This window comes from Gymnodinialimonas sp. JB5-7 (assembly GCF_055693405.1).
In genome coordinates this window covers 351,325-377,658 of the sequence record NZ_JBVFUX010000004.1, presented here as the reverse complement: position 1 = coordinate 377,658, position 26,334 = coordinate 351,325, and the positions used below count along the sequence as shown (strand labels likewise).

19 protein-coding genes are annotated in these 26,334 nt (G+C 60.5%); 16 read left to right on the top strand and 3 right to left on the bottom strand.

Annotated features, from left to right (window positions below; genetic code table 11):
• Window positions 1–411 precede the first annotated feature (411 nt).
• From ACZ1HK_RS02520 to ACZ1HK_RS02485, 8 genes are all read left to right on the top strand, one after another.
• Window positions 412–7,134 carry an inverse autotransporter beta domain-containing protein gene (locus tag ACZ1HK_RS02520; RefSeq protein ID WP_472627326.1) on the top strand — a complete coding sequence of 2,241 codons (6,723 nt, stop codon included), beginning with the start codon at window positions 412–414 and terminating at the stop codon, window positions 7,132–7,134.
• Between the two features lie 17 nt (window positions 7,135–7,151).
• Window positions 7,152–11,273, top strand: a complete 4,122-nt coding sequence (locus ACZ1HK_RS02515; protein WP_472627325.1) for a beta strand repeat-containing protein — start codon at window positions 7,152–7,154, stop codon at window positions 11,271–11,273.
• A gap of 139 nt (window positions 11,274–11,412) precedes the next feature.
• A complete protein-coding gene (locus tag ACZ1HK_RS02510; RefSeq protein WP_472627324.1) occupies window positions 11,413–11,883 on the top strand; it encodes a phage tail protein in 471 nt (156 codons plus the stop codon).
• A gap of 9 nt (window positions 11,884–11,892) precedes the next feature.
• Window positions 11,893–12,423, top strand: coding sequence for a phage tail protein (locus ACZ1HK_RS02505; RefSeq protein ID WP_472627323.1), 531 nt, complete (start codon window positions 11,893–11,895; stop codon window positions 12,421–12,423).
• Window positions 12,424–12,432: 9 nt separating this feature from the next.
• Window positions 12,433–12,966 carry a phage tail protein gene (locus tag ACZ1HK_RS02500; protein WP_472627322.1) on the top strand — a complete coding sequence of 178 codons (534 nt, stop codon included), beginning with the start codon at window positions 12,433–12,435 and terminating at the stop codon, window positions 12,964–12,966.
• Window positions 12,967–12,983: 17 nt separating this feature from the next.
• The gene (locus ACZ1HK_RS02495) at window positions 12,984–13,352 is read left to right on the top strand and encodes a hypothetical protein (protein WP_472627321.1); all 369 of its coding nucleotides are present in this window, start codon (window positions 12,984–12,986) and stop codon (window positions 13,350–13,352) included.
• Window positions 13,349–14,257, top strand: a complete 909-nt coding sequence (locus tag ACZ1HK_RS02490; protein ID WP_472627320.1) for a PLL family lectin — start codon at window positions 13,349–13,351, stop codon at window positions 14,255–14,257. The genes ACZ1HK_RS02495 and ACZ1HK_RS02490 overlap by 4 nt, the downstream gene beginning before the upstream one ends.
• A 10-nt stretch (window positions 14,258–14,267) precedes the next feature.
• A complete protein-coding gene (locus tag ACZ1HK_RS02485; RefSeq protein WP_472627319.1) occupies window positions 14,268–14,783 on the top strand; it encodes a GNAT family N-acetyltransferase in 516 nt (171 codons plus the stop codon).
• On the opposite strand, the gene ACZ1HK_RS02480 is transcribed toward ACZ1HK_RS02485, so the two are convergent.
• Both ACZ1HK_RS02480 and ACZ1HK_RS02475 read right to left on the bottom strand, forming a co-directional pair.
• Window positions 14,780–15,067, bottom strand: coding sequence for a DUF6916 family protein (locus ACZ1HK_RS02480; RefSeq protein WP_472627318.1), 288 nt, complete (start codon window positions 15,065–15,067; stop codon window positions 14,780–14,782). The two genes, ACZ1HK_RS02485 and ACZ1HK_RS02480, sit on opposite strands and share 4 nt — an antisense overlap.
• A 149-nt stretch (window positions 15,068–15,216) precedes the next feature.
• Window positions 15,217–16,239, bottom strand: coding sequence for a LacI family DNA-binding transcriptional regulator (locus ACZ1HK_RS02475; RefSeq protein ID WP_472627317.1), 1,023 nt, complete (start codon window positions 16,237–16,239; stop codon window positions 15,217–15,219).
• A 102-nt stretch (window positions 16,240–16,341) separates the two neighbouring features.
• Between ACZ1HK_RS02475 and ACZ1HK_RS02470 the strand changes: the two genes are divergently transcribed.
• From ACZ1HK_RS02470 to ACZ1HK_RS02450, 5 genes are read left to right on the top strand one after another with little or no spacing between them, the layout of a single operon-like run.
• The gene (locus ACZ1HK_RS02470) at window positions 16,342–17,871 is read left to right on the top strand and encodes a tripartite tricarboxylate transporter permease (RefSeq protein ID WP_472627316.1); all 1,530 of its coding nucleotides are present in this window, start codon (window positions 16,342–16,344) and stop codon (window positions 17,869–17,871) included.
• Window positions 17,868–18,359, top strand: a complete 492-nt coding sequence (locus ACZ1HK_RS02465; protein WP_472627315.1) for a tripartite tricarboxylate transporter TctB family protein — start codon at window positions 17,868–17,870, stop codon at window positions 18,357–18,359. The genes ACZ1HK_RS02470 and ACZ1HK_RS02465 overlap by 4 nt, the downstream gene beginning before the upstream one ends.
• A 13-nt stretch (window positions 18,360–18,372) precedes the next feature.
• Window positions 18,373–19,347: a tripartite tricarboxylate transporter substrate binding protein gene (locus ACZ1HK_RS02460; RefSeq protein WP_472627314.1), complete on the top strand. Its 975-nt coding sequence runs from the start codon at window positions 18,373–18,375 to the stop codon at window positions 19,345–19,347.
• Window positions 19,348–19,406: 59 nt separating this feature from the next.
• A complete protein-coding gene (gene sauS / locus ACZ1HK_RS02455) occupies window positions 19,407–20,810 on the top strand; it encodes an acylating sulfoacetaldehyde dehydrogenase (protein ID WP_472627313.1) in 1,404 nt (467 codons plus the stop codon).
• Entirely contained in the window at window positions 20,807–22,297 is a 1,491-nt protein-coding gene (locus ACZ1HK_RS02450; protein WP_472627312.1) for an AMP-binding protein, read from the top strand. The genes sauS and ACZ1HK_RS02450 overlap by 4 nt, the downstream gene beginning before the upstream one ends.
• Before the next feature lie 135 nt (window positions 22,298–22,432).
• On the opposite strand, the gene ACZ1HK_RS02445 is transcribed toward ACZ1HK_RS02450, so the two are convergent.
• The gene (locus tag ACZ1HK_RS02445) at window positions 22,433–23,425 is read right to left on the bottom strand and encodes an AraC family transcriptional regulator (protein WP_472627311.1); all 993 of its coding nucleotides are present in this window, start codon (window positions 23,423–23,425) and stop codon (window positions 22,433–22,435) included.
• A gap of 171 nt (window positions 23,426–23,596) precedes the next feature.
• Between ACZ1HK_RS02445 and ACZ1HK_RS02440 the strand changes: the two genes are divergently transcribed.
• From ACZ1HK_RS02440 to ACZ1HK_RS02430, 3 genes are read left to right on the top strand one after another with little or no spacing between them, the layout of a single operon-like run.
• Window positions 23,597–24,055, top strand: coding sequence for a (2Fe-2S)-binding protein (locus ACZ1HK_RS02440; RefSeq protein ID WP_472627310.1), 459 nt, complete (start codon window positions 23,597–23,599; stop codon window positions 24,053–24,055).
• A gap of 2 nt (window positions 24,056–24,057) precedes the next feature.
• The gene (locus ACZ1HK_RS02435; RefSeq protein WP_472627309.1) at window positions 24,058–25,200 is read left to right on the top strand and encodes a hypothetical protein; all 1,143 of its coding nucleotides are present in this window, start codon (window positions 24,058–24,060) and stop codon (window positions 25,198–25,200) included.
• Window positions 25,197–26,300, top strand: coding sequence for a molybdopterin cofactor-binding domain-containing protein (locus ACZ1HK_RS02430; protein WP_472627308.1), 1,104 nt, complete (start codon window positions 25,197–25,199; stop codon window positions 26,298–26,300). The genes ACZ1HK_RS02435 and ACZ1HK_RS02430 overlap by 4 nt, the downstream gene beginning before the upstream one ends.
• Window positions 26,301–26,334: the final 34 nt, after the last annotated feature.

Genomic DNA, 26,334 nt, shown 5'->3' with positions numbered 1-26,334 from the left:
ACCCAGCTTTCTTGAGCCGAGTGTTTGGACGATGAAACGGGATTAATGAAGGCCGGTCAAGGCAACTGACACTCAGGGATCAGTCGCAGAAATGAGTGTCCATTACGACATGGATCATCGAAAACCGTTACCCGACGTCAATTTGGATTTGCCAAAGGGCCTTGATGGTGTGCATCCTGTGGGTGGGAGAAGAAGGGGACATCCAGGCTAAAAAAGGCTGCGTAGCTGCATTGAAGGCAATGCCGTCATCGGCCGCACGGGAATAACACGCAAAGTTTTGTTGATCGATTTCACCAAGGTCGTGAGTGGGCCGCGCAAATTGCGCTCAACGACAATTCTGGGATCCGCGGCGCTATCTCTCGCTCTGTTGCTCGGAGGGGTGCAAAACCGCTGTTTGCGCAATCCTATGAATTGCCCGAACTCAACTCCACAATTTTCCAAACGACCCAACGCTCTAGCCAAAGCCCCAGCAGTGCCACACTGAATGGATGGGGCCTGCGCGGATCTTCGACGCTTGAAATCGTTTCTTCCGGTGACGTCGTCGGGGGTATCCAATTCTTCGTGCCGATTTACCAAGCCAGTGACAGTCTGGCGTTCCTCGATCTCCGGGCGCGATCGTCCGGGGACATCGGGCGTCAAGTGTCGATTGGCGCGGGCTACCGGCGACTTCTGCCAAATACCGTTTTCGGTCAGCCCGCTTACGTTGGATTGAACATCTTTGCGGACGCCCTGGAAACTGAGGCGGGCAACACCTTTACCCAATTTGGTCTTGGCGCTGAGCTGACGGCAGAAAATTTTGACATTTTTGCCAACATCTACAGCGCAGACGGTGGCATTGGCGATTCCGGCACAATGCCGTTTGACGCACTGGCCATCGTGAACACTCAGATTGTGCGCCAAGCAGGCACACTTGATGTGATGGAGCAATCCCTGTCCGGATTTGATTTCGGCGGGAATTACAGGGCCACCCTTTCGGATAATGCACTGCTGCAGCTGAGCGCTCGCTATTTCAATTTCGACGGTTCAGCGCAGTCATTTGATGGGATCAATGCAGGCGCAACGGTGCAGTTCGATGAACCGTTTGGGATTGTTGGTGGGCGCTTGAGCGTTGGTGCTGAGTATCGCAGCGGCTCGGCCCGCGGTGAAGAAACGGTCGCGTTTGTCAGCCTCGACATTCCGCTGGGTGGTGGCTCCGGACGAAATCCTTCGGATCGTCGGTTGAACGACATCGACAGGCTGATCACGCGAGGCGTGGATCGCGAGGATTGGATCTTCACGGAACAAATGGTGGTCCAAAATACCACGGACACGCAGCTGACGGATCTGGCGAGCGGATCCGGCCTGAACGCGTTTTTCGTGGCCGAGGGTGGCACAGGGATTGGCGACTGTACGGATGCCGCAAACGCCTGTGATCTCGCCACCGCGCTTGGCGGGGCTGAGGTCGGCGAAGGGGATATCTTTATCCTGACCGACGCTGGCGGGCCGATAGGGTCGGTGGTGACACTAACCGCGGATCGTCAGCAGGTCGTGGGTGCGGGAAGCAGTGGCGCCGTCTCGGTGACTTTGAGCGACCTGTTGGGAAGCACGCTGACCGTCTCGGGCCTCGGGGCGCAACCATCCGTCCAGGGTGTTGATATTGGCGCGACAAATGGGGCGACCGTGCGCGGCATCACCACGACCGCGTCGGGCATCGTTGGCAACGGCTTCACTGGCAACTTTTTGATCCAAGATGTTGAGACCCAGGGCGCAGGCATCTCGCTATTGAATGCCAATGGCGCCGTTGTCACGGTCTCAAACGCCGTGCTTGACGGTGGCGCTGGCCCTGCCTTTGAGGCGTCAAGCAGCGTCGCGGGCGGTTTGCAATTGGCGCTGGGAGATATCACCGCAACGACGAGCGGCGCTGGTCCCGCTGTCGACGTATCGGGCAGCGCGTCGGGTGACGTAATCGTCACCGCAATGGGTACGATTTCGGTTACCGGAACCGGTGGAGTCAGCCTGTCGAACCTGACCTTTGACGCGGATGGCAATCCGGGCAACGGGATCACACAGGTGGTTGGCGGACCGATGACAATCGGCGCCGCGGGTACGCCGGTCACGGGCGCTGGCCTGAATTTGGATCAGGTTGCGGGTGACGTCGCACTGGCGAGCCTTGATGTAGTCAACAACGGCGGCACCGGCCTCTTTATCCGTGACGCGGCTGGCAAGGCCGGCACCTTCAGCTTTGGCACCGGTGGCGGCTCGATTGATACAACCGGGGGCACAGCGATCGACATCGACCCCGTCGCGTTGAACGTTCTCCTGAACAGCGTGACCTCGACCGGCGGAACGCACGGCATTCTGCTCGACACCGTTACCGGAACATTCATCATCAACGGTGGCGCGATTTCGGGCACCAGTGTAGCGGGCATTGCGATCACGAATTCCGATATCAACGTCACCTTGGGGGCCTCGATCACCAATAGTGCCGGCCGTTCGGTGGAGTATTCCATGAACAGCGGAGGCACCGTTCTGCTGAACGGAGCCATTCTGGATACCGGCGACGGGATCCTCTTTGCCCAGAACTCTGGCGGTATGGTTGCGATTGCGGACGCCACCATTGGAACGGCTGGCGATCCTAACACGGGTGTCGGCGTTTCGGTAGCGAACAACACTGGAGGCACCTTCGGATTCGTCGCTCTGGACGTTACAGCAGGCGGCAACGGGACCGGCCTTGATTTGGTTGGTAACGCAGCGGGCGCAAGCTTTATGGTCGACGGCGGAACCGTGGCCGCCGATGGTGGCGCGGTGGGCACGGCCCGGGCCGTGGACATATCCTCGGACAACGCGACCATCACCATCGGGTCCGATATTTCGGTCACCGGCACGGGGGCATCGGGGATTGCCGTCAACGGGACTGGGGGCACCATCACGTTCTCGGGTTCGGTCACACAAACCGGATTTTCTCTTTTCCCAACACTTCAGATTCAGAGCACCACAGGCGGCAACGTTCAGTTTACCGGCGCCTCGATCACGATGCAGACGGGCGGGATCGTGGTCGCCAACAATGCTGGCAATGTGTCAACGGCTGCCGGGACAGCGATCACGATTAACAGCATCGCCTCGCTCCATGGCGTGACGATCAACAATAACGCCGGCATCGTCAGCTTTGCCGGGCCGGTGAGCGTCGACTTGGGGGCCATTGGCTTGTCCGGGGTCAACGTATTAGGCACCAACAACCTGATCATGTTCGGTGACCTCACGATCACCAATGTCGGCGCGGGCTTCGGTCAGACCGGGATCGATTTCAACGGCTCGACCCTGACCACCGGCTTCACGGCGAATTCCGTCACGATCAGCGGCCCCGCGACGTCCACGAATTCCATCGGCGTCGATCTGACCGGGTTGCAAGGCAACGGCATGGTCGCGTTGGGCGACAACGATCCGGCAGGCGCGTCAAGCTCGATCACCGGCCTGCATCGCGGCGTCTTGGTGGATGCAACTGCGGCGGTGCAATTCACGTTCGGCGACGGTGAAAGCGCGACGGATCAGGGCTCAAACATCGACGTCAATGGATTGGCCGGGTCGTTTACGCTGGACGTGGGTGGCGGGACGCTTGCAACGTCGAGCTTCAACTTCGCCGACGTGACCTTCGGGGCCGGGGACGGCGCGAATTTCCCTGTGCTCGCCACAAATCCGATCTTCGTCTCCACCGCGGGCGGGTTGGTCACGGCTGGCACCAACGGTCTGACAATCGATTTGACCACGATCAGCGTGGCCGCCGCCCTGGCGCAGGTCGATATAGACCAGACATTCGTATTTGTCGGCGATGCCGGTGGCCAGGTCGTGACGGACACCTTCCTCCTGAATGACGGTCAGAACATCATGGGCTTTGCCGGAGGCAACATGATTGGCTTCGGCTCGCCGCAGCCGCTCAACGTGATCGGTGATTTCGGGGCTACGGGCGGGTTCGTTGGCAGCGATGTCGTCACGCTGACGCACGGGGCCGGCGCTACAGACGCCGTCTTGTCGGTTGGCGATGGCAGCATGGTCAGCGGCTTCAATGTCCAAGCGACGTCCGCTGTTGCGGGCGCAATCAACGTGAGTGCGGTGACGACAAGCACGACCCTCGCGGACATGCAGGTAACGGGTGCGCCAATTGGTGACACGCACATCTTCGTGACCGGTGTCAGCGGATCCCTTGCGTTCAACAATGTTGATGTCAGCGGCGCAACTACGGCGGTCGTCCTTGCGGGTAATACGGGCAACATCACTTTTGATGCCGCCTCGACGCTTTCGGTCACAGCACCTGGCGGAACGTTCGGGTCTAGCGGGATCAGTGTCGCCGGGCAGTCTGCGGGCACCGTATCGTTCCTTGGCGACGTGACGGTGGCATCGACGGGTGCGCTTGGCGGTGTGGACCTGTTCAACAACGCGGGCGGCACGATCACCTTTGCGGGCAATCTCGACATCGACACCGCCACGGGGACCGGCTTCCGCGCGACGACCGGTGGAACCGTGAATGTGACGGGGCCAAGCGCCAGCATAAACACGACCAATGGCGTCGGCGTCGATATCGATGGCATCACGGCAAATATCACCCTGTCGGATATTACGGCATCCGGATCGACTGCGTCGGTTGGCATCGCGGATATGGCGGGCAGCTTCACGGTGACGGGGGCGACAAACCTGTCACCCACGACCACCGGCATTCAGCTGGACATCAACACCGGAACAATCGCCTTCAACGGCGCGACGACGATCAACCTCGGCGCGGGCGCGAACGGCGAAGGTGTTGAGATCACAAACCTCGGGATGCCTTCGACAACAGGTGTCAGCTTTGGCGACCTGACGATCAACGGGGTCGGTACCGGGGCCAATCAGGCCGGTATCAACCTGGCGGGCACGACGCTCAGCAGCGCTGTGACGGCAAGCTCTGTCACGATCAACGGCGTCGCGACCTCCACGGATTCCATCGGCGTCAACCTGAACGGTCTGCTCGGTAACCAGCAGGTCATGTTGGGTGAGGCCGATCCGAACGGAGCCTCAAGCTCCATTACTGGCGTCCACCGCGGCGTTGTCATCGATCCGACCGCAGCGGTCCAGTTCACCTTCGGTGACGGTGAGGACGCGACCGATCAGGGCTCGACCATCGACGTCAACGGCCTGGCGGGCAGCTTCGTCGTAGATGCGGGCGCGGGCACGCTTGCGGCATCCAGCTTCAACTTCCTTGATGTCACAATCGGCGCAGGCGATGTGTCGAACTTCCCGCTTGGCCCCGGATTTGTATTTGTCTCGGCGGCAGGCGGGACCGTCACGGCGGGCACCAATGGCCTCAGCTCCGATATCGCAACCGTGACCATCGCGGCAGCAGAGGGCCTGGCGAATACCGGGCAGAGCTTTGTCTTTATCGGCGATGCGTCCGGCGATTTCATCCTCGATGGAGCTGGCGTCGATGGCTTCACGGTACAGGCCGGGCAGAGCATCCGTGGTTTCGCTGGCCCGACACCCATCACCTTTGGTCAGGCACAGCCCACCAACATCACGGGCAGCGTCGGAATTCAGGGCGGCGCGCTGACCAGCAATACGGTCACGGCGCGATATGCAACGCCCCTGTCCGGGACAGCAATCACCTTCACCGGCGGTGATGGGTTCATTGAAGGGTTCAATATCGATGCCGCGAATTCGACCGCATTGTCCAGTGGAGTGGTCCGTCTCAGCACGATAAGCGGCGGTGTGACAGTGATGAATGTCAGCATCACCAACTTGCAGCCGTCGACAACCGGCGTGAACATCAGCGACCAGAGTTCCACCTCAACCATTGCCTTCAACAATGTTGATATAGCGGGTGACGCGCGCGCATTGGCGCTCATCAACAATGACGGCGCGATCACGTTTGATGCGCAATCGACCATCAACGTCAGCGGCTCGAGTGCGCAGGCCCTGACCGCCATCAACAGCAATGGCGTGTTCACGTTCAATGGCCCGATTGCATCGACCAATCCCGGAACACTGAACGGGATTGAGCTGCTGAACAACACGTCCGGCAGCTTCAATTTCAATGGCGGTCTGGACATCTCGACCAATTTCGGGACGGCGTTCCTGGCACAGGCGGGCGGGACAATCCTTGTTCAGGATCCTGTGGGTCCTGCAGGTGCGGACCTGAACGCGACAACCGGCATGGCGCTAACGTGGGATGGTATCACAATCGCGGCGGGCGGGGCCCAATTCACGAATATCGCGGGCGGCGGAATCTCTTTGAACAACGTCTCCGGCGGTTCACTCTCGACTGCAGCTGGCGGCTCGGTCACGATCACCAACCCGAGCACTGCAGGCATTTCGGTCACCAATTCGAGCGTTGCGCTGGACTTTGCCGGTCCGGTCACGATCACAAGTCCGGGCGTCGCCGGACTGGTATTCAGTGGCTACACAGGGACTTCAGTAGCATTTGCGGATCTCGACATCGCGCTGTCGAACGACGGAACAACCGGCATCGACCTGTCCAACAATGTGATCAGCGGTACGTTCACAGTTACCGATTTCGACCTCACGTCGAGCACGGCGACCGGGACCACCGGCATTGATCTGGAGGGCGTTACCGGCACCGGCACGATTGTGTTTGGCGATGGAAGCGACCCTGCCACCGGTGAAAGCGCAACGATTGCCGGTGTGGCACAAGGCGTACTGTTCAATGCGTCCACCGACATCACCTTCACCTTCGGCGATGGTGAAGACACGGTCGATACCGGAAGCTCGATCGATGCCACTACAGCCATAGCAGGCACGCTGCCGCCTGCGACGCAGGGCAGCTACAACTTCCTTGATGTCGTGTTCCCGTCAGGGACAGGCGTCTCGACCGGACCCAGCGTCTATTTTGCAACCCTCGGCGCGGGGCAGGGTACGGCGGATGGCTCTTCCTTCGCGAATGCAGGCACCGTTGCCGGGGCCGAAGCTGCCACGGCGGAGGCGATCATCTTCTTCGACAATGTCGAAAACGGGGCTCAGGATGTGATCACCCTGGGGGCCAATTCCTTCGATGTCGATGACGGCCAAGTGCTTGTGTCGATCACCCAGGGCCAATCCATCGACCTTGCCACCTTTGGCATTGCCAGCGCGGCACCGGGGCGAACTTCCAGTTCAACGCCGGGGCCGGTGTGACAGCAGGCAGCACGGTCGTGACGGCGCCCGGCGCAGGAAACAGCGTGGATACTGTGCATCCGATCCTGTCGGGCACCGCGATATCCGTCATTGAGATGAACAACGTCTCGGCCAGCCTTGTGAACCTTCATGTCAGCGGAACCAGCAATGGCATTCGCTACCTTGGCACCGGCACAGGCACCGTCCTGCTGCAGAACGTGTCGGCAACCTCGAGTGGCGGCATCGCGTTCAACTTCGACCCCACAACGAATGGCGTAACCTTCCAGGGCAGCGCCAATGTCGCCATCGGAACCGGAACGGGCCGGGCCCTGCGGATTGCGGACGGCACGATCGGCGCGGGTGGACTGGGCTTCACCAGCGTGACCACGGCTGGGTCAGCTGGCGGTCCAGCGATGCAAATCAGCGAAGTCGTTGGCGGGGCACTGACCATTGATAGCGTGGGCCTGGTCGCGACTAACACATTCGATGCGTTGGAAATCCGCGAAACAAGTGCGCCGATCACCATCACCGCCGGCAGCATTGCGAGCACAGGCTCCGGCACCGCTGTGCAAATCGGTCAAGCGGGGACCGCGGGCTCCGGCGGGTCGAACGCGATCAGCATCGGAGCCGTTATCAATTCCAGTGGCGGCACCGGACTGGCCGTGGATATTCAGGAGCGTACTGGCGGCACCGTAACCATCTCGGGCAACTTGGTGGACGACGCAGCAGCCGGCGGTGGCGTGCTCATCACTGGCGCGAATGCGGGCACGATCCAGTTCACCGGGGCCAGCAACGTGATCTCGACGCTGAACACACTCGGTTCGTTTGAGATTTCCGGTTCCGGAACACCGAATGTAATCCTGCAAAACTTCAATATCACCGCGACGCGAAATTCGGGCGGTGCGTCGAACGGGCTGCGGTTGTTCGGCACCCATGGCGCAGGATCGTCGCTTACGCTGACCAACGTGGCGGTGACCGGGGTTGGTACCACGGGCTCTGTCACCGCGATCAACCTCGATCCGAGTGCGACCTCACAAATAACGCTCTCGGGTTCCGGAGTGCAGGCGATCGGCACGGGCACCGCACGTGCGCTGCGCCTCGCGGGCGGCACCGTCGGCGCAGGCGGGCTCACCTTCACGAACGTCACAAATGCAGGCACGGCGGGTGGCAATGCTGTCACGATCTCGGACATGGCAGGTGGGGCGATCACCATCGATAACATCGCGGTCGTGTCGACGGGGGCGTTCGACGGGTTGGAAATCCGGGAAACCGGCGCGCCGATCACCATCACCGCCGGCAGCATTGCGAGCACAGGCTCCGGCACCGCTGTGCAAATCGGTCAAGCGGGGACCGCGGGCTCCGGCGGGTCGAACGCGATCAGCATCGGCGCTGCGATTAATTCCAGTGGCGGCACCGGACTGGCCGTGGATATTCAGGAGCGTACTGGCGGCACCGTAACCATCTCGGGCAACCTGGTGGACGACGCAGCAGCCGGCGGTGGCGTGCTCATCACTGGCAACAATGTCGGGTCCATCCAGTTCAACGGGGCCAACAATGTCGTGTCGACCCAGAACACTCTCGGCGCGGTCGAGTTCAGTGGTAGCGGCACCGTCGAGGTGATCCTGCAGAACTTCAACATTACGGCGACGCGGAATACTGGTGGATCATCCAACGGTCTTCGGGTGTTTGACACACATGGTTCGGGTGCGCTGCTGATATTGAACAATGTGAACGTCACCGGGGCTGCTTCGGCAGGTAACGTGATTGCGTTCAACCTGGACCCCAGCTCAAGCTCGCAATTGTTGATTTCTGGCAGCGGGTTGCAGGCAAACGCGACCGGCACAGCGCGCGCGCTGCGCATCGCAGGCGGGGTCATAAGCCCTGGCGGGCTGAATTTCTCCAATGTGACCAGCACCGGCACGTCGAGCGGCGCTGCGGTATCGCTCTCGGACGCGACGGGCGGGCCGATCACGATCAACAGCATCGGGGTCGTCGCAACAGGCACATCCAATTCGCTTGAGATCAGGGAACTGGCCTCCAACCTCATCATCACGTCGGGCAGCATCGCGAACACCGGCTCTGGCACTGCGGTTCAGATCGGTGAAACCACGACCGTAGGCTCTGGCGGTTCAGGCACGATCTCCATAGGGGCTGCGATCAATTCCACCGGCGGCACGGGCCTGGCAGTTGATATTCAGGAGCGCACGGGCGGAACGGTGACCATCTCGGGCAACCTGGTCGACGACGCGGCGACAGGCGGCGGTATCGATATCGAAGGTGCCAATGCCGGGACGATCCAGTTCACCGGTGCGGCGAATGTGATCAATACCAATACGGACGGCATTGAAATCGACGGGTCGGGAAGTGCTGCGTTCATCTTCCAGAACTTCGACGTCACCAACAGCGCCGGAAACTCGGTATTTGTGTCTGGCACTGGTGCCGGAAGCTTGACGCTGAACAATGTCATCGCGCGAAATTCGGCGGGGATCGGCTTCAATATCGACCAAACCGTTGCCACGCTAAGCGTCAGCGGTTCCGGCAATCAAGCTCTTGCAACAGGTACGGGTCGGGCGATCCGGCTGAATGATGTTGTTATCGGCGCGGCCGGTCTCAGCTTTGCCAATGTGCAGACGACCGGATCTTCTGGCGGTGGCAACGCGGTTGACCTTGATAACGTGACCGGCGGTTTGCTGAGCATGACGAATCTGTCGCTTGTCGGCAGCGCCTCAACGGGCGGGCTGGAGATCACCAACTCCAGCAACTTCACGATCACGGGTGCCACCAACACGATCACAACCACCAGCACCGTTGCAGTTTCCATCGCGGATTCGACGATTGCCGGGTCAGGTGTGACGCTGCAATCTGTGACGGCAAACGGCGCGACCAACGGGATCATCCTGACCAATGTCAGCGGCGGTTCCTTCACGGTAACCGGCACAGGCGCGACGGCCGGGTCAGGCGGCACAATTCAGAATACAATCGGCGCCGGTATTTCGCTGACCAATGCAAGCAATGTCAGCCTGTCGAACATGAATGTGCTCAATTCGCTGTCCCATGGCATTCAGGGATCCACCGTGACCAACCTGACCTTGACGGGTGTTTCGATCGACAATGCAGGTAACGCGCTGAACGAACATGGCATTTATATTCAGAACCTGTTCGGGACGAATACCTTCACCGGCCTCAATGTGAGGGATTCTTTCGCCGACGGCATCAACATCGAGAATACGGGCAGCACGGCTGGCAGTCTGACGCTGACCGGCAGCTTCATCGCCCGCAGCGGTGAAAACGGTCTGAACGTCGAAAACATCGTCGGCGGCAATGCGAATATGACGGTGACGGTCGGCAATACGACCTTCGACGATAATGCGTCCTCGGGGATCGTGCTGAACGCCAATGCCGGGCAACTGAATGCAATAATTGGCGGCGCCGCTGGCCTGGTGGACCTTGGGATTGCGACGGGCACCCAGTTCAACGGGATTTCCGGCGGTGCGACCAATGGCGGTACGCTGGATGTCGATATCGACGGTGTGATTATCACAACGAACGGTACGGCGGGCACAGGCCCGGGCGGCATCAGCTTTGCGTCGTTCGACACGAGTGACATGAACGTCACCATTCTGAATTCGACGATCACCTCGACCGTGGCCAGCATTTCGGGCGGCGGAACCGCAGTCAGCGGCATTTCCGTCATTACCCAAGGTGGGGGCCAATTGCGTGCTCAGTTCGACAACAACACGATCAATATCGTGGATGGCTTCGGCATTATTGCCCGCACTCAGGGTTCGGCGAATTCGGACGCCCATTTCACGATCACCAACAATACGATCACGGTCTCCGGCTCCGATCTCGCGAACACATCCATAGACGTCGGGCATTTGACCACTGGATTGGGATCGTTGTGCTTGAACATCCCAGGTAACACCCTTTCAACCGCGCCCGCTGGCAATGGTGATGTCATCATCGCAAACAGTTCACCGGGCGCCTTCATAATTCAGGGGCTAGCTGCAAATGATGCTGCGGCGGCAGATTTCGCACCGGACAATCAACCGGCCGAAATCCTTGTGACCGGCCTGCAGGCTTCTGCTCCGGGTGGGACATTCGCAAATCCATTCGCCCATACCGGCACGTTCTTTGCGGGCACCTGCGTGCTTCCGTGAGCGCGCGGTAGAGAATCGTTGCCTGATTGGGAAACGCCGAATAACGTTTACGTAACGTAAGCTATTCGCCCTTCGCCGTTTCTTTTGGCGTCATTTTTAGGAGATAGCGGTGTCGGAGCCTTTTTTAGCCGAAATACGCATGGTTGGATTTAACTTTGCGCCGCGCGGATGGGCGTTTTGTGACGGGCAAACCCTGCCAATCAACCAGAACCAATCGCTCTATTCCCTATTGGGAACGACTTATGGCGGTGATGGACGCACATCCTTTGCTTTGCCCGATCTTCGCGGCCGCACGCCAATTCATTTTGACAGCGCTTATCCGCAAGGCGATGCGGGCGGTGAGGAGAATTGCGTGCTTGAGGCGTCTGAAATGCCTCAGCATGATCATGGGCTTCGCGGGACCACGGCGGATGTAGATTCACCCAACCCGACAAATGCCCTTTTGGGGACCAACGCCGGCAACCCCTATCACGCAAATACAACGCTGGGTCAGATGAATTCTGAATCGATTTCCGTCGTAGGCGGCGGACAGGGGCATGAGAATATGATGCCATCGCTGGCCGTGAATTTCTGCATTGCCCTGTCGGGCCTGTTCCCGTCCCGCAACTAGGAGCCTCCGATGTCCGAACCGTTTATTGGAGAGATCAGGATGTTCGCAGGCAATTTCGCGCCGCGCGGATGGGCCTATTGCGACGGTCAATTGCTGGCGACCAGCCAGAATGACGCGCTTTTTTCCCTGCTCGGTACGATCTACGGAGGGGATGGGCGCACAACCTTCGGGCTGCCGGATATGCGCGGTCGGGTTCCGATCCATGCGGGTACGGGCGCGGGGATGAGCCAACGCCGTCTCGGCGCCAAGGTCGGACAGGAAAACGTGACGCTGACAGTCCCCGAATTGCCGGGCCATTCCCACACGCTTGAGGCCTCGACGGTCCTTGGTGATACAAGCGCGCCAACTGGAAATCTCCTGGCGCCGGTCAGCGGCGGGAACCCTTATTTTCAGATCGGTCAGGTACAGCCGCCCACGTCGGCCTTGGCGTCGACGTCCGTCAGCAGCTTGGGTGGCAGCCGTAGCCACACCAACCTTCAGCCATTTTTGTGCATCAACTTCATCATCGCCTTGTTTGGCATTTATCCAAGCAGGCACTAGGGGGCGCCCATGTCGGAACCATTTACCGCCGAGGTCCGGATTTTCGCGGGCAATTACGCGCCCCGAGGATGGGCATTCTGCGATGGGCAACTCTTGCCAGTTTCTCAAAACACAGCGTTGTTTTCTCTGATTGGAACAGTCTTTGGCGGGGATGGCCGCACCACAACGGCATTGCCAAATATGCAAGGGCGCGCGCCCATGCATCCGGGCCGTGGACCGGGTCTGACGGCACGCCGGTTGGGCCAGAGCGGTGGCGTGACGGAAGTCACGCTGACCGAGGCGCAGATCCCCAACCACACCCACGGATTGAATGCCGTGCCGCGCAGCCAATTCACAGTCGGCAATTCGCTCGAACCCATCGGAAATCTTCTGTCCGGGCCGCAAACCGGCAATGCCTACGCGAACACCCAGACGGCGAACACCGACCTGGCCGATCAGGCCCTGGCCCCGGCGGGCGGCGGCGGAGCGCATGACAATATGCAGCCGTATCTCGCCCTGAACTTTATCATCGCGTTGGTGGGTCTTTTCCCGTCGCGTTCCTGAAGAGGAGACGTCCCACCATGCAAGACGAACACATGATCCCAAAGCTGTCTGACGATGGGGAGACCATTGTGGAGGCCGTTGCCGACCCAACCGGCATGGACCCCGGACCGAATTTCAAGTTGTTCGTTGCCGCGATCAGCGCCACGGGTTCGCTGGACAGCAACGATCAAAACGCGGCAAACGGTTCGTTCGGGACAGCGTGGACGACCATCAACCCAGGCCCCTTTCTTCCTGTAATCGCGACCGGAACAACGCTTGACGGGCGCATCGCCATCGTCACGGCGGAAAAGGCGAGCGGTTCGATTATCTACACAGCCGAAAATCTGGCGGGCGCCACGTCAGGCCGCTGGGACACCCCGAAAATCTGGGTCTGCCGAGTGGGGTGACAACTGTTGGCAGCCTTGCCCTCGCGCGCGGTGTCGACGGCCTCGATAACGTGTTCATGTCATCAACGGACAACACGCCGACGTCGATCTGGTGGAAATACCGCAATCCACCAGAAATCGTGACGAAAACCATCAGCGTGACGCCACCGGGCAGCACCACCCCGATCAAAGTGACTGTACAGGAGGCGCAACCGCCCGCCACGCCATGGAGCGATTGGATCAACATCAACGGCAACCTTCAGGGCTATCTGAAGCAGATGAAGGCGGCCAACAACGCGGACGGCCGGATTGTGCTTTCGGGCATCTATTTCAATGGAATTCCCTGGGTCAGCCAACAAAAGTCGGACGACCCATACCAGAAAGAATCCTGGACCGACTGGGTGGTTCCGGGCGGAACGGCTGGGGACGCGGCTGGCGATTTGACCCCTGTCCTTGATCAGGAAGGCCGGGTCAGCATGTTTGCCAGCACTAATTACGGCCTTCTTCGTTCCCGCCAAGACACGCCAGGGTCTGCGACGTGGGATGTGTGGAGCTCGCCAGGCCAGATACCGGACAATGTGGCGCATCATGTTGTTTGCATGGACGCTGATGACAACCTTTATGCCGCTGCCCTCAACTATGCGCCTCCGGGCCAACAGACGCTCCTCTACGGTGCGTTGGAGCAAAACGCCATCAAGGCTCAATGGACCTCATGGCAGCAGATCGGAATGGTGATGGCAGCCGATCAGATTGCGTTGAACGCGAATGCGGATGGGCGTCTGACGCTGTTCGTGTTCGACACCAAATCCACCAAACTTCAGGTGATCTCGCAGGTGGCGCCGGGCAGCACGGAATGGATGTATTTCTGGACAGAAATCGGCTCCGGGATTTCAGCATTTTCCGTCGCCCAGGATTTGACCCCTTAAGGCGCCGCGCATGATCTCAGTCGGCCCGCGTGCGGAAGCACTGGACCTGTCTTACCGCCCGATTTCGCCCCAGGACATGGGGTTTCTACGTGAGCTCTATCGCTCGACGCGCGAAGATGAACTTGCGCCTCTCCCCTGGCCCGAAGATCAGAAGGCTCAGTTCATCGCACAGCAATTCGCTGCCCAACACGAACATTATCAAGCGCACTACCCGGATGCGGACTGGACTGTCTTGGAGCAGCGGGGAGGGGCGATCGGGCGTCTGTATCTGGAACTGTGGCCAAGTGAATTCCGGATCATCGATATCGCCTTGATGCCAGAGGCGAGGGGTTCGGGAATTGGCACGGCTGTATTGCAAGATCTTATGGATGAGGCTGCTGCTGACGGAAAAGCCGTGGGCATTCACGTAGAGAAAAACAATCCGGCGATGGGACTCTACAAACGTCTTGGATTTGAGAAGATCGAGGACAAGGGGGTCTACGATCTGTTGCGATGGGCACCAGAGGCGCAGGGCCGCAGGACTTAGGCGTAGACCGCCTCGTATTGCATGACATCGTCAAATTGGGCGATGGGCACCAGAAAAACGTCAAGCTCGCCCAACTCTGGCAACGTCAGGCGATATGTGCCCTGTTGGAGCGCTTCACTGCTGGCACCTTCCCAAAGCAACGCAAACGCGCCGCCGGGACGCGCGCCGCCAGACATCGCTTTGACTTCAACAAGTTTGAGTGATGCAGAGCCGTTGCTTCCCGCAACATCGCAAGACGCGTGTAGGTGGGGCGCAAAATTATCGATTGCCAAAATGTCATCCATTGCCTTTTTGTCTGCAAGCCCCGCGCCAAGGTCAAGACCCGGAGGTGCAAAACACGGTTTGGATACATACCGGGCCCGGCCTTGTGCTCTTGTGAAACGCCAGTGATCGGATCATCTCCGGTCTCCTCAATCCCTATGGATCGCGCGCGTCAGATCGGGCGTGCGGACTTACGGTTTATCAGTGTCGGCGCGCAGTGAAGGCTGCGTTGCACCTGCGGGTCTTCGTCGACTATCGCGCTGACGAGCGCGGTTGCTGCTTCCTGTCCAATGCGTTTCGCCGGAAGGCGAACGGTGGTTAAGGGCGGTTCGATGTCGGCCGATCCTTTGAAATCCCCAATGCCAACAATCGAAATGTCTTCTGGAACGGAAAACCGAGCAGCCTTCGCACCATAGAGGGCCCCGGTGGCGAGGATATCGTTTCCGCAGATCAGGGCCGTGGGAACATCGGGCCGCGATAGCAAGGTCTCGGTGTCTCTTTTCGATGCGGATATGCTGTAGACGGTCGTCAGGGACCAGTTCGTAGGGACGTCGACCCCCGCTTGTGACAAGGTTTCCAGAATCACAGTCCGACGCGCCTGCGCGCGGTCATTTCCCTCTGTCGGTGGGAACATGCACGCAATGCGCCGATGGCCAAGCGACAGCACGTGTTCGGCAATCAGCCGCCCGGCAAGTTCGTTGTCCGCTCCTATGGACGGATAACGAGATCCAACGGCGTAATTCCACATCAGGACACAAGGAACCGATTGCTGATCGATCAGCTGAAACACCGCGTCATCGTGGTCCAGTCCGGTCAGCACTACGCCGTCAACGCGATGCTCAAGAAATTTGCGGAGGATCTCATATTCCTTTTGTTGGTCGTAACCATGCGAGGCAAGCAGAATGGTAAATCCCTTGTCTGCGACACTGTCCGAAAACGCTTGGACGACTTCGGCGAAAATTGCGTGGTCGAGCGTCGGGATCAGAACGCCAATTGTGCCGGACCTGATCCCATGGATGGTCTGTGCGGCCCGGTTGCGAATGTATCCCGTGCGCCGGATCGCAGAATCGATGCGCCGACGGGTCGTGGGCTTCAGCAGCTCAGGATGATTGAAAAAGCGCGACACCGTCGAAGCAGACACTTTCGCGGATTTGGCGACTGAAAAGATGTCAACTTTCTTACTCTTATCAGCCATTTAGAAAGGGTTCTCGACGCGATTTATGAAAACATTTGCAAAACTATTTTCATGACATAGCCTGCTTGGTCAACCGCTGAGTGTTTGGGAGGGCCGAGGCGCGTGGACTTTATTTTCTACATGGGTGACGTCTTCACGCCGGTGAACTTCGCGCTGCTTTTGCTTGGCACTGTCGGAGGGCTGATCCTCGGCGCGACGCCCGGCTTGTCGCCCACGATGGCCGTGGCGCTTCTGATCCCGTTCACGTTCCAATTGGAACCACAGCAAGGTCTGATCCTGTTGGGGGCCGCCTATACATCGACCGTGGCGGGAGGTGCGGTTTCAGCCATCTTGCTGAAGATACCAGGGGCGCCTGCAAACATCGCCACCACACTCGACGGACATACGATGGCGTTGAATGGGCAAGGGGCCAAAGCGCTCCAGGTTTCGTTCCTGGCCTCGGCCGTCGGCGGCATCTTCGGCGTGCTGCTCTTGATCTTCCTGACGCCGGTCTTGGCTCAATGGGCGCTGGCGTTTGGTCCGTCGCACCTGTTCTGGCTCGCGATCCTTGGGGTTACGGTGATCGGCACGCTCGACAGCTCGTCGGTCGTCAAAGGCCTTCTTTCTGGCTGCATCGGCCTGTGGCTCGCGACCATCGGGTTCGACGACATCATGGGCGCGCAGCGTTTCATCTTCCATTCTTCGCTGAGCGGCGGGATCAACGTGATCCCCGCGCTGATCGGCCTCTTCGCGATCCCGCAGGTCATCACCATGCTGACCAAAGGCCGCAAGGACAGTGGGGCAGAGGTGATCACCGTGCAGCGTCACCCGATCGGGGCGGCCTTCCGCGAGGTGTTCGGCCGCATGCGCGCGCTGAGCATTGGCACCGCTGTCGGATCAATCATCGGCCTGATCCCGGGTGTCGGCGGGCAAATTGCGGGGCTGGTGGCTTATGACCAGTCGAAGAAATTCTCCAGCGAAAGCGAGAAATTCGGCAAAGGCCATCCTGAGGGTGTGATTGCCGCCGAAAGCGCGAACAACGCCATGGTCGGCCCGTCGCTGGTGCCGCTTCTGACCCTCTCGATCCCCGGTTCTCCCACGGCGGCCGTGTTGCTCGGCGGGCTTCTGATCCACGGCATCTTCCCTGGCCCGGACCTCTTCATGAACTACCCCGCCGTGGCGTGGACCTTCATCGACTCGATGCTGATCGGACAGATCCTGATGTGCATCTTCGGGCTGTTCATCGCAGGCCTCGCCGCCAAAGTCGCGCGGGTGCCGCACGCCGTGATGGCTGCCATCGTCCTCGCGCTGGCCGTTTTCGGCAGCTACTCGGTCCAGAACTCCATGGGTGATGTCTACGTCATGGCGACGCTGGGGCTGGCGATGTATTTCCTGGAACGCTTCGGCTTTTCCGCCGCACCGCTCGTCCTCGGCCTGATCCTCGGCCCGATAGCCGAGGCGAACTTCATCCAGGGCTCGATGATCGCAAATGCCACCGTGGGCCTCGGCCCCTACTTCTTCACCGGCGCACTGAACTGGCTGCTGATTGCCATCGTGGTCGTCTCCATCGGCTACTCCGTCTGGATGGAACTGCGCCAGCGTCGTTACACAACCAAGGATGATGCCGTCGCCAAGGAGGAGAGCCTGACATGAGCGATCTTCCCCGTACTCAGCACATCATTGCGTCGGGCCTGATTGCAGCTGTGGGCGTGACGGTCGCCTATATCAGCTTCACGCAAGAGCCCGCCCAAGCTTATCTTTTCCCGCGCATGATCTCGTCGGTCTTCGCGGTCCTTGCGATCTGGACCTTCGGCAAAGCGCTTCTGGGCCGCACCAAGGTCGGCAATGGCCTGTCTGCCGAGGCGATGAAGAACATGTTGCCCGGCCTGATCGTCATGCTCGTCTACGTGTTCTGGGCCGCCAAGGCCCTCGGCTTTTACACCGCCACGACAATCGCCGTTTTCATCGTGATCTCACTCTATGATCCCGCCCCGCACGGTGCGGCCAAGACGTGGATCAAACGCATCGCAATCACCGCCGGGTTCATGGCGGTCATGTATGGCCTTTTCGCGCTGTTGCTGAACGTGTTCACACCGCGAGAGGTCTTTTCTGAACCGCATCAGCGGCAGAGCCAATCTTAGGGAGGAAAGAGAAATGAAAAAGTGGATTGCAGGGGCCGCCATGGCCCTGACCGCGATGTCCGGGGCCGCGTTTGCGGAGGGGCATGGCGACTACCCGGAACGCCCGCTTCTGCTGATGGTCAGCTATGGCGCAGGGGGCGCCACGGACTTCCAGGCGCGCATCGTGACGATGACCGCGGGCAACGAGGATGCCCTGGGCATGCCCATCGCCATCCTGAACCGCCCCGGTGCGGGTGGTCGCGTTGGCTGGAACTGGTTCGCGACCGAGGCTGAGGCCGACGGCTATACGCTCGGGGCCTACAACATTCCGCATTTCATCGCGCAGTCGATTGAAGGCGGCGTTGAGTATTCCACCGAAAGCTTCGAGCCCATCGCCAACTGGGGCGCAGACCCCGCCGTGTTCGTGGTCCCCACCGACAGCGAATTTCAGTCCATGGCCGACGTTGTGGCCTACGCCACCGAAAACCCCGGCGGGCTGACGTTCTCGGGCGCGGGCCTCTTCGTGGGCCACCACATTGCAGCGCTGCAGCTGGAGCAGGCGGCAGGCGTGGAACTCGCCTACATCCCCAACAACGCGGGCGGGGCCGGGGCCATGCGCGCCGTGATCGCGGGTGAAGTCCTGGGCGGGGTCAACAACCTCTCCGATGCCTTCCGCGCGCAGGAGGCGGGCAATGTCCGCATCCTCGGCGTCTTCGATCTGGAGCGGAACGACTTCCTGCCGGACGTCCCCACGATGATCGAACAGGGTTATGACATCGACAACGCATCGGTGAACTTCCGCGGTGTGATGGTGCCCGCAGGCACCCCGCAGGAGGTCATCGACCACCTCGCGGCAATCGTGCCAACGATGTTCGAGAATGGCCGCGTCGCATCCCGCATGGAGGCCGGTGGCTCACCCATGCACATCATGACCCGCGACGAGGTGCTAGAGATGTGGGCCGCGCGTCAGGAAACGCTTGAGGCGCTTCTGGCCGACCTCGACAACTGAGCCAATCCCGGGGTGGGCCAAGCGCTTGCCCCGGATCCCTTCGATAAGGATGCACGCACTTGTCCGACCTTGATCCCATCGCTGAAGTGGACGCTATCGTTGCGCGTTCCCGCGCCGCGCAGGCCGCCTATGAGCGGGACGGAAGCCAAGCGCTCTACGACCGCGCAGCCCAAGCCGCCGCATGGGCCATCATGGAGCCCGCGCGCAATCGGCATCTGGCAGAACTGGCCGTTGAGACAACGGGCCTAGGCAACGTCCCCGACAAGATTACCAAGAACCACCGCAAGACCCTGGGTCTGATGCGCGATATCGCTGACGTCAAAACCCATGGCGTCATCAACGACGATCCGTCCACCGGCATCACCGAAATCGCGCGGCCCATCGGCGTGATCGGCGCCGTTGTCCCCTCCACCAACCCCGGCGCGACCCCCGCGAACAACATCATCAACGCGCTGAAATGCGGGAATTCCATCGTGGTCTCGCCATCGCCCAAGGGCGTGCCGACCTGCGAGGCGCTGCTTGGCTACATTTACGCAGAATTCGACAAGGCCGGGATCGACCGCGACCTTGTGCTGATGATCCCCGGGCGCGGGTCGAAAGAGAAAACCCAACGCCTGTTAGAGACCTCCGACCTGATCGTCGTGACCGGCAGCCAAAACAACGTCAAACGCGCCTATACCTCCGGCACGCCTGCGCTGGCCGTGGGCGCAGGCAATGTCTGCGTAATCGTCGATGAAACCGCCGACCTCACCGCCGCCGCCCAGAAAATCGCCGCCTCGAAATGTTTCGACAACGCGACCTCCTGTTCCTCGGAAAACGCCATCGTCGTGGTCGACGCGATCTACGACGCCTTCGTGTCCGAAATGGCCAAAACCGGCGGCGCACTCATCACAGACGAGGCGAAGGTCACCGACAAGCTCTGGGTCAAAGGCACCCTCAACCCCCGCGCCATCGCGCAAGACGCGGGCGATATGATCGAGGCGCTCGGACTGACCGGCGAAGTCCCCGAAGACACCCAATACATCGCCGTCGAGACCAAGGGCATCGGCCCGGGCCATCCCCTGTCGGGTGAGAAGCTCAGCCGCGTCCTCACCGTCTACCGCGCCGCCGATTTCGACGAGGCGGTCGCCACGACCCTGCAAGTCCAACTGCACCAGGGCGCGGGCCATTCCGTCGGTATCCACACCACCGACCCCGACCGCCCCATGACCCTCGCGAAGGCCATCCCCACCAGCCGCGTGATCGTGAACCAGGCCCATACCTTTGCGACTGGCGGCAGTTTCACCAACGGCATGCCTTTCTCGTTGTCGATGGGGTGCGGCTCATGGGGTGGCAATTCCATCGATGAAAACCTGCATTGGAAGCATTTCCTGCAATCCACCAAGATCGTGCGCGAAATCCCCGCGCGCGAACCGGAATTGGAAGACATCTTCGGCATTTACTGGGCGGAGGTCGGAAAGTGATCTTCGACCCGACCATGCCACCTGCGGGTACGGTGCGCGATTGGCTGGATGCCCGCGCAGAAGATGGCGGCACCGCCTTTGTCTTTCCCGAAGGCGATGCCACGCTGAGCTGGCGTGACGTGCGTGACGTGGTGCGCCAGATGGCGCAGGGGATCGTCTCCAAAGGGGCGCAAAAGGGCGAAAGCCTGGCCATTGTGCAGCCTAACGGCCGTGAAGGCGTCCTCGCGCTCTACGCCACGCTTTATGCTGGTTGCCGTGCCACGATGATCAACCTCGCCGCCGGTCCGTCCGCAATCGCCTACGCGTTGGAGCATTCCGGCGCTCGCTTCGCATTCGTGCACGACAGCCAGGCAGAGACGATCCGAGAAATCGCACCTGCGGACCTACGCGTCATTGCGGCAGGGGATCTCTCGGATGGGGAGGCGACGCTTCCTGACCTCGGTCCCGAGGACCATGCATTGCTCATGTACACGTCGGGGACAACCGGCACGCCGAAAGGTGTTGTGCACAGCCATGCAAGCCTGCTTGCCGGTGGCTGGACCACTGCTGTCGCACATGAACTGACGCCACAAGACCGCGCCTTCTGTGTACTGCCGATCTACCATATCAATGGGCTTTGCGTGACGTTGATGGGGCCGTTGGTTTCCGGCGGGTCCACCGCCATCGTCTCGCGCTTTTCGGCTCGGAAGTTCTGGGATCAGATCGATCACGCCGATGCCACTTGGTTCTCCGTCGTGCCGACAATCATCAGCCACCTTTTGCATGGCAAGACCGTTCCTGCATCTGCTGTGACCGACCGGCTCAGGTTCGGGCGCTCCGCGTCTTCGGCCCTGGCGAAGGAGACACAATCAGCCTTCGAGGAACGGTTTGGCGTGCCCATCATCGAGACGATGGGCCTGACCGAAACAGCGGCACAGGTCTTGTCAAATCCATTGCCGCCTCGCATTCGCAAGATTGGATCGCCCGGCATCGCATTCGGCAACGACGTCTGCATCCTGACCGCGGATTTGCAAACGGCGCCACCAATGCAGGAAGGGGAAATCGCGATCCGTGGGCCGAACGTCATGGTCGAGTATCTGCACAACCCAGACGCTACCGCGAAGACCTTCTCCGGCGATTGGCTTCGCACGGGCGACCTTGGTCACATAGACGAAGACGGCTATGTTTTCGTCACCGGCCGCCTGAAGGAGCTTATCATCAAAGGCGGAGAGAATATTGCCCCGCGAGAGATCGACGAAGTGCTCTATTCCGAGCCCGATATTATCGAAGCCGCCGCCTTCGCGCGTCCTTGCAGCAGCTATGGCGAAAGGGTTGAAGCCGCTGTCAGCATCAAGCCGGGCTCAGCCATCACAGAAGCCGCATTGATCGACGTGTGCCGGAAGCAGCTAGGGGATTTCAAAGCACCTGATCGGGTTTATTTTCTGGATGAGTTGCCAAAGGGACCTTCCGGCAAGATCCAGAGATTGAAGCTCGCCGCGCTCGTTTAATTGCTGTTGGCGATACAGCAGCGTTGCCCATGGCATTTTGCGTCACTTGGCATCCGTCCGGAAACAGGTGCGGTGCGCATTCGGAACATGAGGTTTCAAACGCTCATCCGCCACTTCGTCCTCCCAAAGCCCGCTTCAGACCGCCTCTTTGCTGCGGTAATCGCCCGGTGTCATGCCGGTCCAACTCTGAAACGCCCGGAAGAACGAAGACGTTTCACGATAGCCCAATAGGTAAGAGATTTCGGGCACACTCAGATCGCTATTTTTTAGATACTGCACGGCCAGATCGAACCGGGTTTTCGACAGCAGGTCCTGGAAACTCGTGCCTTCCTCACTCAACCGCCGTTGCAGGCTTCGCTTGGAAAGATTGAGCCTGCGGGCCATGTCTTCGATCGACGCAGCTCCACCCGGAAGCGCCTCCCTCAGGCTCTCGCGGACGCGCGCGGCCATGCTGGTCACGTCGGTTTTGGCGCGCAGTTGTGCGACAAGACCGGGCTCCAACGTATCCCACAAAGCGCCGCTTCGTGTGATCAAGGGGCGGTCGGCATCCTCGGGCGAGAAAGTGAGGCTCACAACGTCCGTCGTCTTCGGGGCGGACCCCAGATAGGCAAGGGCAGCGGGATCCAAATCCAACGGGCCAGGCAGGCTTGAGGCGACCGGATACAACTCCACTCCCGTAAACGAACGGGCGCATTCCACGATGTAGAGCAATTCGAACAGGCCCATTCGGGCGGGCATCCGTAGGCTCGGGTCCGATGGGCGCAGGGTCAGATGCAACTGCCCATCGGGCCGGGTGACATCCATGATGGCCGGGCCAATCAGCGCCTTGAAATGGGACAGGCGTCCCAATCCCAACGCCAGCGTATCCGCGCAGGAAAACGCGAAGATGGCGGGGATGAACGGACCATGCGCATAAGCCATGGCGAGGTCCATCTCGACCCCGGGTCTGTCCGCTTCGACACACATTGCATCCCAAAGGCGAAAAAACATCTCGGCGGTGACGCTGAAATCCTCCTCATCGGCCAGCGTGGCTGACAATCCGACGCGGCGCAGCACCGCTTTGGGCGCGATGCCCAAAATGGCACCGGTCTGCTTCATGTTGGCGCCCATGGGATATCGCGTGGCCATTCTGCGCTCCGGATTGATGACGTCACGGCACTATGCGCTGATGCGGTTGACCCGATCCATAGGGTGACGAAGCATTGGCGCGAAATGACAGTGAATTGGCGCGCTCCGTCAATTCGCCTTCATCGTTTCGTCCCATATGATGTGGGCAACAACGACCAGGGAGGCAGCGCGATGCGACTGACCGTGAACGGAACCGAGCATGAAGTGGATGTCGAACCGGACATGCCGCTTTTGTGGGTCTTGCGGGATGAATTGAACATCACAGGCCCCAAATATGGCTGCGGCATCGCGCAATGCGGCGCGTGTACCGTGCATGTCGATGGGTTTGCGGTGCGGTCCTGCCAATTGGCCATCGGGGATTTGCAGGGCGACGTCACCACGATCGAAGGGCTTGGCACGCCGGACAATCTGCACGCCGTGCAAGAGGCTTGGATTGAACAGCAGGTCGCCCAATGCGGCTATTGCCAGTCCGGGCAGATCATGCAGGCCGCCGACCTTCTTGCTGCCAATCCCACGCCATCGGATGAGGATATCGACGCCGTGATGGGCGGCAATCTATGCCGCTGTGGCACCTATCCCCGTATCCGCGCCGCGGTTCACGCCGCCGCAACGAAGCTTCAGGGGGCGTAACCATGGCCAGTCTCGGAAAAATCGCCCGCCGGACCTTTCTTATCGGCTCTGCCGCCATTGCCGGTGGCGTGGCCTTCGGCGTCTACGCCGCTCGTCAGCCCTTTCCCAACCCGAACCTCGACGACCTGTCTGAAGGCTCGGCCAGCTTCAACCCCTGGGTCATCGTCGACAATGAGCGTGTGACGCTGATCGCACCGCATGCCGACAAGGGGCAGGGGGTCTTCTCCACGCAGGCGGCGCTCATCGCGGAAGAGCTCGACATCGAATTGGATCAGGTCGACGTCAGCTTTGGCATGCCGGACCGGGCCTATTTCAACACGGCCATCACCGAGGCGGCGGCCGGTTTTCCGATGTACGACCATTCGCCCACGGCGGAACGGGTGCGCGGCTTTCTCGGCGGTGTGGCAAAGCTGGCCATTCCGATGATGGCCACGGGCGGCTCGTCCGCCATGCCGGACGTCTACACCAAATTGCGAGAGGCAGGCGCAACCGCCCGCGAAACGCTCAAACTTGCTGCGTCAGAGGAAAGCGGCGTGCCGGTGGCAGATCTGCGCACGGAACGCGGTGCGGTCATCCTGCCCGATGGAACGGAACTGCCCTATACCGCCTTGGCGGCCCGCGCAGCGACGCTTGCACCCGTTACTGATGTGGCCCTGCGTGACCCGTCACAATGGCGGATGCTGGGCCAGCCGATGGACCGCATCGACATCGTGCAGAAGTCGACCGGCACGCTGCCCTACGGGATCGATTTTCGCACCGACGACATGCGGTTTGCCACCGTGAAGGTGAACCCGCGTCAGGGTGGGGCGATGAACGGCTATGATGCCTCGACCGCCGAAGCCATGCCGGGTGTGGAACGGATCCTTGAGATCACCGGCGGTGTGGCCGTTGTGGCCAACAACACCTGGCGCGCAATCCAGGCTGCAAATGCCATCGAGTTTGACTGGGGCGCGGCGCCATACCCCGCCGATCAAGCCGCCCATTGGGAGCATCTGGCAGGCATATTCGACGACGAACACCTCAATGCCGAGGCCCGCGTTGAGGGCGATGTTGAAGCCGCCGCGGGCGAAGAAATCACCGGCGAATATCGCTCCCCTACATCGCGCACGCCCCGCTTGAGCCGCTCAATGCCACCATCCTCGTGACCGAGGACCGCGTCGATATCTGGACCGGGCATCAGGTGCAGCAATTTGTCGAACAGGTGGTTGCGGAAGTCACCGGGCATGAGGTGGAAAATGTCCACCTGCACAATCAGTTCATGGGGGGCAGCTTTGGCCACCGGCTGGAGTTTGACTTCATCCGCCAAGCCGCTGAAATCGCACACCAGATGCGCGGCACACCCGTGCAGATGACCTATTCCCGGGAAGAGGATTTCGTCCACGATTTCCCCCGCCACATCACCATGGGGCGCGGCGTGGCGAAGGTGTTGGACGGGCAGGTCAATGCACTCGACGTGCAGATCGCGGGGCAATCCGTTATTCGCAGCCAGATGGGCCGGATGGGCCTCAGCCTGCCGGGGCCGGACACGCAGTTGCACGAAGGCGCGTGGGACGCGCCCATGTTCAACTTGCCCAACTTCCGCGTGCGCTCTTACCTGACGGAAGCGCTTGCACCCGTGTCGTCGTGGCGTGCGGTGGGGGCGGGCCCCAACGTCTTCATCTTTGAAAGTCTGCTCGATGAAGCGATCCACGCCGCAGGCGCGGACCCGTTGGAGGAACGCATTCGCCTGATGGGCCATGATGTGTCGGTCGGCGTGTTGGAGGCCGTGGGCGACATGTGCAGCTGGAACGGCGCAAATATCGGCGAAGGCCGGGGCAGGGGCGTGGCCTACGGCTTCTCCTTCGGGGTGGCTGTGGCGACGGTCGTTGAGGTCACGAACACCGACGGCGGCATCAAACTGGATCATGTCTGGGTGGCCGCCGATGTCGGTCGCGTGCTTGACCCTGTGAACCTAGAAAACCTTGCTCAAGGCGGCACGGTCTTTGGCCTGGGCCATGCGATCAATTGCGAAATCACCTATGCCGACGGGATGGCCGAGCAGACCAATTACCATGCCCATGAAGGCATGCGCATCTGGCAATGCCCGCCCATCGAATTCCGCGCGCTGGAGAACAACCCGAAAATCCGCGGCTTTGGGGAACCTCCAATCCCGCCCTCCGCACCCGCCCTGGGCAACGCCATCTTCGCCGCCACCGGTCAGCGGATCCGCGAGATGCCGTTCAACAAGCACATCGCTTTCGTCTGAGGAAAGATCTGATGAAGTATCGTCTCCTTGCGGC